General features: G+C 58.7%; 9 protein-coding genes. 3 read left to right on the top strand and 6 right to left on the bottom strand.

Annotation, left to right across the window (positions count from 1 at the left end; translation table 11 throughout):
* Positions 1 to 200 (top strand): hypothetical protein (locus tag ACW73L_RS00005; protein ID WP_498919225.1); only part of this gene is annotated, 200 nt, incomplete at its 5' end.
* Between the two features lie 237 nt (positions 201 to 437).
* Positions 438 to 1,046, top strand: a complete 609-nt coding sequence (locus ACW73L_RS00010; RefSeq protein WP_498919227.1) for a hypothetical protein — start codon at positions 438 to 440, stop codon at positions 1,044 to 1,046.
* Between the two features lie 1,064 nt (positions 1,047 to 2,110).
* On the opposite strand, the gene ACW73L_RS00015 is transcribed toward ACW73L_RS00010, so the two are convergent.
* The 6 genes from ACW73L_RS00015 to ACW73L_RS00040 all read right to left on the bottom strand — a co-directional run bounded on the left by ACW73L_RS00015 (position 2,111) and on the right by ACW73L_RS00040 (position 10,597).
* The gene (locus ACW73L_RS00015; protein ID WP_498919229.1) at positions 2,111 to 2,413 is read right to left on the bottom strand and encodes a Bor family protein; all 303 of its coding nucleotides are present in this window, start codon (positions 2,411 to 2,413) and stop codon (positions 2,111 to 2,113) included.
* Between the two features lie 321 nt (positions 2,414 to 2,734).
* On the bottom strand, positions 2,735 to 6,013 hold the full coding sequence (locus ACW73L_RS00020) for an efflux RND transporter permease subunit (RefSeq protein ID WP_498919230.1): 3,279 nt from the start codon (positions 6,011 to 6,013) through the stop codon (positions 2,735 to 2,737).
* 11 nt (positions 6,014 to 6,024) lie between these two features.
* The gene (locus ACW73L_RS00025; protein WP_498919231.1) at positions 6,025 to 7,224 is read right to left on the bottom strand and encodes an efflux RND transporter periplasmic adaptor subunit; all 1,200 of its coding nucleotides are present in this window, start codon (positions 7,222 to 7,224) and stop codon (positions 6,025 to 6,027) included.
* The gene (locus tag ACW73L_RS00030) at positions 7,196 to 8,641 is read right to left on the bottom strand and encodes an efflux transporter outer membrane subunit (protein ID WP_498919233.1); all 1,446 of its coding nucleotides are present in this window, start codon (positions 8,639 to 8,641) and stop codon (positions 7,196 to 7,198) included. Before ACW73L_RS00030 ends, ACW73L_RS00025 begins: the two co-directional genes overlap by 29 nt.
* 258 nt (positions 8,642 to 8,899) lie before the next feature.
* A complete protein-coding gene (locus ACW73L_RS00035) occupies positions 8,900 to 9,307 on the bottom strand; it encodes a hypothetical protein (RefSeq protein ID WP_498919235.1) in 408 nt (135 codons plus the stop codon).
* A gap of 342 nt (positions 9,308 to 9,649) precedes the next feature.
* Positions 9,650 to 10,597 carry a PliI family lysozyme inhibitor of I-type lysozyme gene (locus ACW73L_RS00040; protein WP_498919237.1) on the bottom strand — a complete coding sequence of 316 codons (948 nt, stop codon included), beginning with the start codon at positions 10,595 to 10,597 and terminating at the stop codon, positions 9,650 to 9,652.
* Positions 10,598 to 10,913: 316 nt separating this feature from the next.
* On the opposite strand from ACW73L_RS00040, the gene infA reads away from it, so the two are divergent.
* Positions 10,914 to 11,132 carry a translation initiation factor IF-1 gene (gene infA / locus ACW73L_RS00045; protein ID WP_129882982.1) on the top strand — a complete coding sequence of 73 codons (219 nt, stop codon included), beginning with the start codon at positions 10,914 to 10,916 and terminating at the stop codon, positions 11,130 to 11,132.
* Positions 11,133 to 11,134: the final 2 nt, after the last annotated feature.

An 11,134-nucleotide genomic window follows, 5' to 3' on the forward strand; every position in this document is an offset into this window, starting at 1 on the left:
AAACCGACCCCGCACCCAGCCGATTTGGTTCGGCGGGAAAGGTAAGGGGAATTTCAGAGCGGTTTTTCACCATCCTGTTAGGCGAGCGATATCGCCATTTACTGTTCGGTCACTATCGGGCCATCTTCAAGACTTCCGGTGATCGCGTGATTGTGCTCCGAGTGTTGCATGGCCCCGGCTGCTCGATACTAAGTTATTGAAAGGTGCATCAAGATAGCTGTATACGCCCAACAGGGAGCGGGCAAGGGTTCACTTTTTCGCTTAATTCCAGCGTGGTGCGTGTTGCCTTGAGTGTGAAGGCTTGTGATGCGAGAGCTGATACCCTTGCACGGATAACGTTAACCCACTGCAACTTGATGTTTGCCCTTGCTCCTTTGCTGCGGGAGCGACGCCTGTGAAAGGCCACAGGCCGAGTCTAAATCTTAAAGTCAAATCGAATGCTCCGCGATGATCTGAGTGACCGTCTGATACACCTAACACGAGGAAAGTCTGCAACTGCTGCAGAAGACAATTTCATCAGCATCCTCTGCGACCGAAGTCTGCGCGGAAGTGGGCGCGATATAAGAGGCGGTTTCAAGTGCGTTTGTTTTAGCGAGGCGCCGCTGGCAAAAATTTCACTCATGCTCGCCTTGCCGTCTCAATTAGGCTGCCGATATCATCCTTTTGGTGTTATGGTGGGCAAGACTTGGTTGTTCGAAAGGGGAGGACGCCCTGTTATCTATCAGTCGGAAAGCGAATACTCCATCCTCGCTGATGAAATAAAGTACCGGCATGTTCGTTATGAGCCGCATCGAGGTATCGACTACTCGTGGGAACGGGAATGGCGAGTTCACACAGACGTGCTAGAGCTCGAGCCGGATGCCACAACGCTAATCGTCCCGACTCGAGAATGGGCGAAACAGATTCGAGACCGATGGAACTTCGAAGACTCAAGAGCCAAGACGTTATTCGGAATCAGAGAAATGCTGCCACTTGAGCCGTTTCCCTGGCACTTCATCGCACTCGAAGACCTTGGCTTTCCGATAAGGTATGAAGATGAGGTGTAGCTTTCGCCAGTCGCGGTAGGGAAATGAAGGGAGAAGGGGCCTGGCTCGGATTAGCTTATGTTCAAGCTTGCAGGTGATCGCGTGATCGTGCGCCGACTGTTGCATGATGCCAGACTGCTCGATACGAAGATGCTGAAATCGGCTAGTCTCCGGTGGACCGCCAGCGCGGAAAAGGCAACCTCGTTCAATCTTCCGGACACGCGACACAGAAAATGCTTCTGTTCTATCTGTGTATCAGCCCTGCCCTATGAGACGTACGACACGGTGGTCGTTCCCGCCGGTTCTCTCGATGTGCCTTTGGCTCTGATGCCAGACGCGCCTCTCTTCCTTGCGAGCAAAGCGGATTTTGGGTTCAGGGGCTGGATAAGGTGTCCCCGCGTTTGACAACTTTCCGCCGTTAGCGGCGAGCAATCGGCCAACTCTCGGAACGACCTGCTCATCACCCTGCGTACGGAAGGACTTGGTGTTCCGTCCTTCCGTAGTTGAGTCGGCTAGGGCTCAATCATCTCTTGGTGTTTCAGGGCGATCGAAAGAAGTCTTCCTTTAACACGGCGAGACGATCCGGGGTTGAGGAAGGCCGGTACTCCTCTGTTATCGTGGGAAGTTATCGACGCTTTCCACCCTGACAAACGAGACCGGCCTATGCAGCGGATTGTGCCCGCGATTCTCTCTCTTGAACAACATCGCGACACGCTGCAACGCGAGCTGGTGACCTATCGGCCTGCCGGTTGTCCTTCCCCAACCAGGCCATCATCACGACGAAAACGTCGGATTGAATTACGCCGCGAGGCGGGTCGAATCCAGGTTGCGGCTGACGGAGTTCTGTGGCTGAAAACGAACCTCACGCTGGCCCCGCTCTCCTCACAAGTGGCTCTGCAACTACGCAGGGAGGCGCGGTATACCGCTCGTCCGCTGTCGCGCCTTTCCCTTTCCTGTGCTCCTTCGCTGCGGGTTGTCCGCCGGGTTTCTCCTCGGAGAATACCAACAATGACAGAGTGCGGCGCGTGTCCGCGATAGTCGAGCGGACTCGCCCCCAGATCCGGGCGGGTTTGCTTATCCTGTATTCAGCTCGCGCAGTAAACCCTTGCTGCCCTCGGCGCATAGATCCCGAGCGTCAAGAACTCAAAAAGTCCATCAGTTGCCGTGTAGGTTGCTTCTACTTTGACGACTTTACTGGAATCACCACAGATTTTCGCAGCATCTATCGATTCTGTTTGACCGACCCCGCGGAAAATGAAGCTTTGTTCTTGTTGCTTTGTCGGTACCGATGATGCTGAAGCGCTCGGATTGATGTAAAAGGTCTGCGTTGCGCAGCCAGTAGCCAATAAGGCGCTCGTTATCACAAAACTCATCACTTTCATCGCCATGTCCTCTAGCCTTGGGAAAATTACCGATTCGATTTATTCATGCTCGAATTTACGCCTAAAATGTGGCCCCAATTCTACCGGAACCCGAGAGGCATGTGGGCGCATAGAATTTCGGCCCGGCTTGTAAATCCTTTTGCTGGTCCTATTGGTAGTCTAATTGGTGCTTCGTTTACTCACTACGCATGATGGCTGCCGGAAACGCATGATCCAGGAACGATCGCGAATCTAATCCTCTCGGGAACGACAACAATGTCGCTCTCGGAATAACCGCTGACATCATTCCGTCAGAATGTCTCCGCGTCCACGATCGTCCGGCCCCGGCTATCCCCTGACGTTCTCCGGCGCCGGCGTCCCCTCGGGCTCGGGCTTGTTCTTTCCCGACCAGCCCATCATCACGACGAAGAACATCGGGACGAACAGCACCGCGACGCAGGTCGAGCCGAGCATGCCGCCGACGATGCCGGCGCCGACGGAGTTCTGGGCGTGCGCGCCGGCGCCGGTGGCGGTGACCAGGGGCACGGCGCCCAGAATGAACGCGATCGAGGTCATCACGATAGGCCGGAAACGTAGCTTGGCGGCGTGGATCGCTGCATCGCGGTAGGACATCGCCTCTTTCTTGACGCCCTCGATGGCGAACTCGACGATCAGGATCGCGTTCTTGGCCGACAGGCCGATCAGTGTCAGCAGGCTGACCTGGAAATAGAGATCATTCGGCATCTGGAACACGAGCAGCACGAATGCGGCGCCGAACAGGGCGAAGGGGAGAGCCATGACGATCGCGATCGGCAGACTCCACATTTCGAACAGCGCGGCCAGGATGAGGAAGACCATGATCAGGCCCAGCGACAGCGCGACGGCGGACTGGTTGCCGGCGATCTGCTGCTGGTAGGCAAGTCCGAACCACTTCACGTCGTAGCGGTTGCCCAGGACCTTCGGCACCACGTCCTCGATGATGTCCATGATCTCACCGGACGTGTGGCCATTGTCCGAATCCGGGTCGACGACGATCTGGCTGGCCAGGAAGTCGTTCAGACGCGTCACGACTTCCGCACCCGTGGTCTCGGTCAACTTCATGATGTTGCCGGCCGGCACCATTTCGCCCGCCGAGTTCTTGATGTAGACGGTATTCAGCAGTTCGGGATTCTTGCGGTAATCGTATTCGCCGGTGATCTCGACCCAGAACAGGTCTGCCCACTTCGTGAAGAAGGTGATGTAGTACAGGCCGAAGATGCCCTGCAGGGAGTTGTAGGCACTCTTGAAATCGACCTTGTAGTAGTAGGCCTTCTCCGGATCCACATCGACGCGCAGTTCCGGAGTGTCGATCTCGTAGAACTGGCTGGCGCGCTTGACCGAGGGGTAGTTCTTCTCCAGATATTCGACCAGCTTGACCGAATCGTCGTGGATTTCCTTGATCGAGACCGGCTGCGTCGCCTGCAGGTAAAACGTCACGCCGCCGGAGGGGCTCAGCCCGCGGATCGGTGGCTGGTTGAACGCATAGCCGTTGATGTTCTTGTTTTCGCCATTGATCTTCGTCGTTTCCTCGATGGCCGTGTCGATGGTCTGATGGACCATGTCGCGTTTGTCCTCGTCGTTCAGGACGCCCATGATGGTCGACGTGTTGGTCTTGAACGTGCCGTTGTCGATGATGTCCTGTGAGCCCATCACGACCAGGCGGTCCAGATATGGAATGCGCTTCATCATCTCGGCGGCGATCTTGTTCGCTTCGTCGACGCTGTATTTCAGCGCGCCGCCCGGATTGACGTGGGTCACGTTGTAGAAATAGCCCATGTCTTCCAGGGGAATCAGCGAGGTCGGGATCCGCAGGAACATCGCCACGGTCGCTACCAGGACCACTGCCCAGACCGTCAGCCCGAACTTGGAATGGTCGATCAGCCAGGTGACCGTCGACATGTAGCCGTTCTGGAGTTTGGCGAAACCGGCGTCGAACCAGCGGAAGAACACAAACTTCGGCTTCGAGGTGTCGTGCTTGACGTTCTTCAGGAAGATCACGCACAGCGCCGGAGTCAGCGTCAACGCGACGAATCCGGAAATCACGACCGAGATCGCGATGGTCACGGCGAACTGCTGCATCATCGTGCCGCTGAATCCGCCCAGGAACGCCACCGGCACGAACACGGCGTTCAGCACCAACACGATCGCAATGACCGGTGCCGACACCTCGCGCATGGCCTTCACCGTCGCATCGAAGGAGTTCAGCTGGTCCTCCTCCATGATGCGTTCGACGTTCTCCAGCACGACGATGGCGTCGTCGACGACGATGCCGATCGCCAGCACCAGGCCGAACAGCGACAGGGTGTTGATGATGAACCCGCTGGCGTAGATTCCGGCGAACGCGCCGATCACGGCAACCGGGATGGCCAGGATCGGAATGATGGTGCCGCGGAAATTTTGGATGAACAGATAGACCACGGCGAAGACCAGCGCGAAGGCGATCAACAGCGTGACGACCACGCCCTGGATGGCTTGATAGACGAAGATCGACGAGTCGTAGTGATAGAAGTATTTGATGCCCTTCGGCAGGAACTGGTCGATGCGCGACATCGCCGCGGCGACGGATGCCTTGGTTTCGAGCTGGTTGGCGCCGGGGACCAGATAGAGTTGCAGCGAGACGGCCTCGAAGGTTTTGACCTCGCCGGTCTTCTCGTCCCGTTTGTGGACGTGGAAGTAGTTGTTGTAGTTGTTGGCATCCAGTTCGACCCGCGCCACGTCCTTGAGCTTGACGATCTGCGCGTTGCCGGCCAGGCTGAACTTCGACGCTTCGACCTGATCCGGGTTGTTGAGCGGGACCTCGTTCTTGCCGTCCAGATTGGCCCGCAGCACGATGTTCTCGAACTGCTTGACGTCGGTGTAATAGCCAGTGGTCGTGATCAGGAAGTTCGATTTTTCCGGTCCGAAGGTCGGCGGCATCGCGTTTTGTCCGACCGCGTACTGGTTGCTCTGGTCGCGGACCTTCTCGATGATCTCGGGAATGCCGATCTTGTAGAAGGCCAGGCGTTTCGGATCGACGTTGATGCGAATCGCGTAGGAACGTTGCCCTAGTATGTTGACGAAGCCCACGCCGTGGATCTGCTCGATCACCGGATAGATGTAGCGCTGCACGTAGTTGGCGATGTACAGCGGGTCGGGTGACCCGGTTTCCGTGTAGAAGGGGATGACCTGGAACAGGTCCGGGATCATCTTGCGGATGCGGATGCCCTGCGCGCGGGCTTGCTCGGGAATATACGAATTGGAAGCGGTCAGCGAGCGGTTCAGGGTATCCGCCTCGACGATGCCGAGGCTCGTGCCCACGTTGAAGTAGACGTTGATCGACACGCTGTTGCTGCCATTCTGGCTGGCAGACTGCATGTAGATCATGTTCTCCGTACCGGCGATCTGGTCTTCGATCGGCGCGGCCACGGCGTTCGCGATCGCCTCCGCACTGGCGCCCGGGAACGTGGAATTGATGTTCAGCACCGGTGGAATGATCAGCGGATACTGGTCGATGGGCGCATTCAACGCGGCCATCACGCCGCCGATCACGATCATGATGGAGCAGACGATCGCGAGGACCGGGCGACTGATGAAGGTCTCGGAGATCAACGGTGCGCGTCCTATGGGGTGTCAGTCATCGGCGTGGACGGGCTGGGGTCGCGGTCGCCCTTCAAGTCGTCCACGACGATCGGATCACCGTCGGCGATGCGGACGCCGCCATTGGTGATGACGATCATGCCGTCCTGCAGGCCCGCATCGACCAGCTGCGTTCCGTCGGTCAGGTACTTGCCGGCCGTGACGCGGTGCTTGCGGGCGTGATTGCCATCCTTGACGAAAACGTACGAGGATTCCCGGTCGCGGAAAATGGCTTCCTGCGGGATCGCGTAGGTCTTCCTGACGTACAGGTTCCTGAGGTAGACATGCACGAACTGTCCCGCTAACAGCTTGTTGCGGGGTAATCGGGTGTTGTCGATCGTTGCGCGCAGTTGCCAGACGCCGTCGGAGAACGAGACCCGGATGTCCTTGAACTCGACCCGCCCGGCGTTTGCAATACGGGTGCCGTCGGCCAGTTCGAGATCGACATTGAAGCGATAGTCGTCAGGTACCTGATACAGCCTGTCCAGCTTTCCGTTCTCGATGGCCAGGCGGTCCAGTTCCGGCATCGAGAACGCGACATACATCGCATCCTGCGAGTTGATGACGTTGAGCTGGGTCTGGAAGGCCGTGACCATCATGCCGGGCGAGATCATGCGTTCCGAGATGTAGCCCGAGGCGGGTGCCCGCACCGTGCAGTACTCCAGATTGAGTTTGGCATTGTCGATATTGGCGATATCCGTCATGACATCGCCGACCGCCGCCTGGTAGTTGATCAGCGCGGTGTTGACGTCCTGGATGGAAGTCACATCCTTTTCGGTCAGGCTCGCGTAGCGGTCGTAGATGATCTTGTAGTTGTCCCGGGCCGCCTTGTCCTTCTGCAGTCGTCCTTCGAGGCTCTTCAGCGCAAAAAGGTAGGGGCGCTTGTCGATCTCGTACAGCGGCTGATCCTTCTGTACGTAACCCCCTTCCTTGTAGAGTTGCTTGAAGATCGCGCCGCTGATGCGCGGGATCACCGGATAATCGGTGACGCCCTGGACGACACCGGGGTACTCGTAGATGTATTCGATGTCGTGCCCGTAGACCTGTTGGGCATTGACGTGCATGGTCGGGTCCGGCGGGGGCTCCTCTTTCTTGCAGGCCGTCGACAGAGCCATTAATGCCAGCAACAAGCAGGTTATCCGCATCTCGCGCGCTCTAGAAAAGGTCGCCAAACCGATGTCCATCACCGAGATCCCGGACTGTTTCGTTGTTCTTGTACTGGTAACCGCCGCCCAGATCCTGATAGAGCGTCACGATGCTCAACAACTGGGCCAGCTTGCTCTGAGCCGTCATGATCGCCGCCTGATTGAGCGTGACGCGCAGAGCCAGTACCTGTGGCCCCCCGACGAGTCCTTCCTCATGGCGCAGCTGCTCGTTGCGGTAGCGCTGATCCGTGGTGCCGTAGAAGGCCAGCATGCGGTCCAGGCTGTCGGTGTATTTCTGATGCGACGACAGATCGCTGTCGACGGCCGCGAAGGCGGCCTTGACCGTTTCCTGGTAGGCGAAAAAGTCGGCGTAGTACTGTGCCTTCGCGGACTTGATGGCGCCAAACGCGCCCAGGTTGAGTATCGGCATGTTGATACCGCCCTGGTATTGCCAGTAGCTGTCCTTGGCGGTGAACAGATTGCTCAGGGAGTTGGACGCCAGGCCCAGTGGCGTGGTCAGCTTGACCGTCGGGAAGAAGATGGACGTGTTCACCCCGATATTGGCATTTGCCTGCTTCAACACGGCTGCGGCGTGGATGACATCCGGACGGTTCTTGAGCACCGTCGACGGCAGATTGGCGGTGACGATGCCCTTGTACTGCAGGTCCATGAAGGGCTGTCCGGGCGGGATGGTGCCCGGATTCTCGTTCAGCAGCACGTGAATGGCGTTGCTCAGCCGGACGATGTTGTATTCGATCACCGGGATCTCGGCGTTCGCCTTGGCCAGTTCCACCTCGTACTGTTGCAGCGTGAACAGCGAAATCAACCCGGCCCGGTGCGCCTCGGAATATTTCGCGACGACTTGCTGCAAGTTCCTGACGAGTTGCCGCTGCTGCTCGAGTCGGTATTCCTCCTCCCGCAGGCTGAAATAACTCCCCGCGACCTGGCCAATTATGGCCAGGCGAACCGCGTTCTTGGCTGCGATGGCACTGGCGATATTCGCCTCGGCCTGTTCCTGGTTGCGCAGCTGCTGGAGGATGTTCAGCGAGTAGTTGGGCACGAAGCCCGCCGAAAATGCACCGGGGAATGGCAGGGTCGTGTAGGTGCTGTCATTGCGGTCGTGCTGGGTCGACATGTAGCCGGCGCCGAGATTGACCGTCGGCACCCAATTCATCTCGATCTGTTGCAGGATGGCTTTGGCCTTGTAGACCCCTCCCACCGCAGACTGGATGTTGTTGTTGCGCTCCAGGGCCTTGTCGACCAGCTGCTGCAGCAACGGATCGCGGAACTTGTTCCACCATGCCATCTCGGGAATCCGTTCGGCGCCGATCTTCGCGTAGGCGTCCTGGGAGCGCCACGCGCCGGGCGCCTGGTTTTGCGGCTCCTGGTAGTCGGGTCCCCACAAGCTGCAGCCGCTCAATGTGGCCGCGCCAAACAGGCACAGATACGATCGCATCGACTTTGCGTTGCCGCCAGGCCTCACTGGAATCGGGAATTGCGTTCGTGCGGGAGCAGATCAGGAGACTGCTCCAGCCGTCGGGGAACTTGCCCTTGGTGCGATCCGGTGGCTTTTCCCACAGTTCAGACCATTCCTCAGGTTGACCCGGTAGCCCGGTCAGCGATCACCGGTTGCCATGGGCCGCAGCCGCGTGATCACGCAAGTGGCACAGGAGCCATTTGTCGTGATGGTCGCCGGTCCCCCGCCGGTCATTGCTCAATGCCCGGTGATGCGGATGTCGAGGCTGTAGTCGGCGGCCTCGTTCCGCCGCGCTGCGGCGCGCATCAGGTAAACGCGTACGGTATAGCTTCCGTTCTTCGGCAGTGCCCCGGAATAGTGGTTGCTGGAATCGGCGCTGACAAACAGGGCAGAGTCGGCGCCCGGCGGCAGGATGTTGAAATAATTCATGCGATTGCTGGACTTCAGCGTCACCGTCATGGTTTGTCCTTCCCGCGCCACGAGTTTGTAGTCTATGGTCTGGTCGCCCTTGATGTGACCTTTCAGCGAGACGTTGTCCTTGCCTTTGGCAAACTGCACCGTCTTCTGCTGGATGGCGCTGTCGGCCCAGGTGGGCGAGGCCAACAGGCTCAGGCACGCCAACGCGAGTGGGGCGAATCGTTTCACGGATCTCTTCCTAGTGTGTGATTAAGGGGATTGGTGCGGGTGTCAGTCCGCATCGGACCGAAACGGTCCCAATAAACTGCCTAAGCCGTATGATACAGGAAGGGCCGCCATTCCTTCCGAACTAGCCGCTAAAGTTGACGGTCGCGTGGAGAATCGCTCGGTCGCCGTGTAGGCAGATCACATACCCACGAAGCCACCCGATAAGCCGCCGCCTGTCGCGTCGGAGCCGGCAGATCGTGCTGTGAAAATGCAAGGAGGGGGATAGCTCCCGGCCGTCGGTCCGGGTGATCGAGTCCGGCGTCGGGCCGACGACATGGCCCGAGGCTACGCTCGCCGGGTTAATCAGTACTCGACGACCCGATCCATCTTCAACAGCCAGCCGGCCTCGCCTTGCTTGAGTCTGTATTGAATCTGCCGAGTACCGCCCGTGGGCTTGCCGTTGCTGTCACCCTCCCGGTAAACGGGAAAGCGTTGGACGAAGGTACTCTCGACCACGGCGAACTCGTCATGCCCCATGTAGCCCTTTCCCAGCTTTGCGTCCTCGGCGACGGGCGGCAGATAAATCTCGCTCAGCGATTTGCGACGATTGGCGGAGTAGGCGACGAGCGTGCCGTAAGAGCCGCTGCCGGCCGATGTCACATAGACATACAGTTCGGGCGAGCGATCGGCATTGATGTCGGCAACTTCCGCGCCAGTCACGGTGCCGTCAATGGTTCGGACGATAGGGGTATTGTCGATTTCCAGTCCGGATGGCTTGATCTTAAGGGTGTTTTGGGAACCGTCGTTGTTGCTGGAGACGCTGAAATGGATGCCGTTCAGTTCCAATTTGCGGTCGAATCCGCCGCTCGCCGCGGGTGTGGTCGCCGCTCCGGCAGTTGTCTTGGCGCCCCCGATCGCGAGGTCGAGCGAATACCTGGCCGTTTCGTTACGTCGCGCTGCGTTGCGCATCAGGTACACCCGGACAGTGTACTGACCATCCGAGGGCAACTCGCCGACGAAATGGTTGCCGGAGGTCGATCCCACGAATAGCGCCGTCTCGGAGCCCGGCGGCAGAACATTGAAGTAAGCGGAGGCATTGCTCGGCTTGAAGTCCACGGTCATCGACTGGCCGGCCTTGGCCTGCAACAGATAGTCGACGGTCTGGTCGCCCTTGAGCGTGCCCTTGACGCTAGTGCCGGTGGCGCCCTTGGCAAAATGTATGGGTACCCGGCGGATCATTTCCGCGGCAAGTAGGGTCGGCGCTGCGACGACCAGGAATCCGAGCAGGGTCCATTTGAAAGCTGGCTTCACGGCGGAATCTCCGAGGCGAGTGGAGGATTGCCAAACGACAGGCGCGTATTGGGCCGGCGACAGGATACCGGTTGCGGGTGTCGAGTTGCCAGCAAAGAGCGGGAATCCGCTCCATGTGCCCCGCGAACGCGGTCTGCGCCTTACGGAGCGCAGCGCCCTGCTGCGAGGTCACCGGGCCGAATGTTCGGCACCGCTGGGACGGGGGTAACGGCGCGATTTGACGACGCCCGCTTGCATTTGGCGCCAAATTCGGAGCGTGCGCGGATGCGTGCTATACTCCGCGGCTGCATTGCTCTACGGTTGCAAAAGCTCATTCATGGCGAAAGAAGATCATCTGGAGATGGAGGGCAAGGTCATCGAGACCCTGCCCAACACGACGTTTCGGGTCCAACTCGACAACGGACACATCATTACGGCCCACATCTCCGGCAAGATGCGCAAGAACTACATCCGCATCCTGACCGGCGACCGCGTGAAAGTCGAGATGACTCCGTACGATTTGACGAAAGGCCGAATCACCTTCCGTCAGCGCTAAGG

The sequence above is a fragment of the Methylolobus aquaticus genome (assembly GCF_054172105.1).

Bases quoted from the DNA above. Each gene is read 5' to 3' on its own strand.
- ACW73L_RS00010 (WP_498919227.1), top strand. From the start codon at position 438: ATGCTCCGCGATGATCTGAGTGACCGTCTGATACACCTAACACGAGGA.
- ACW73L_RS00015 (WP_498919229.1), bottom strand. From the start codon at position 2,413: ATGGCGATGAAAGTGATGAGTTTTGTGATAACGAGCGCCTTATTGGCT.
- ACW73L_RS00025 (WP_498919231.1), bottom strand. From the start codon at position 7,224: ATGGACATCGGTTTGGCGACCTTTTCTAGAGCGCGCGAGATGCGGATA.
- ACW73L_RS00030 (WP_498919233.1), bottom strand. From the start codon at position 8,641: ATGCGATCGTATCTGTGCCTGTTTGGCGCGGCCACATTGAGCGGCTGC.
- infA (WP_129882982.1), top strand. From the start codon at position 10,914: ATGGCGAAAGAAGATCATCTGGAGATGGAGGGCAAGGTCATCGAGACC.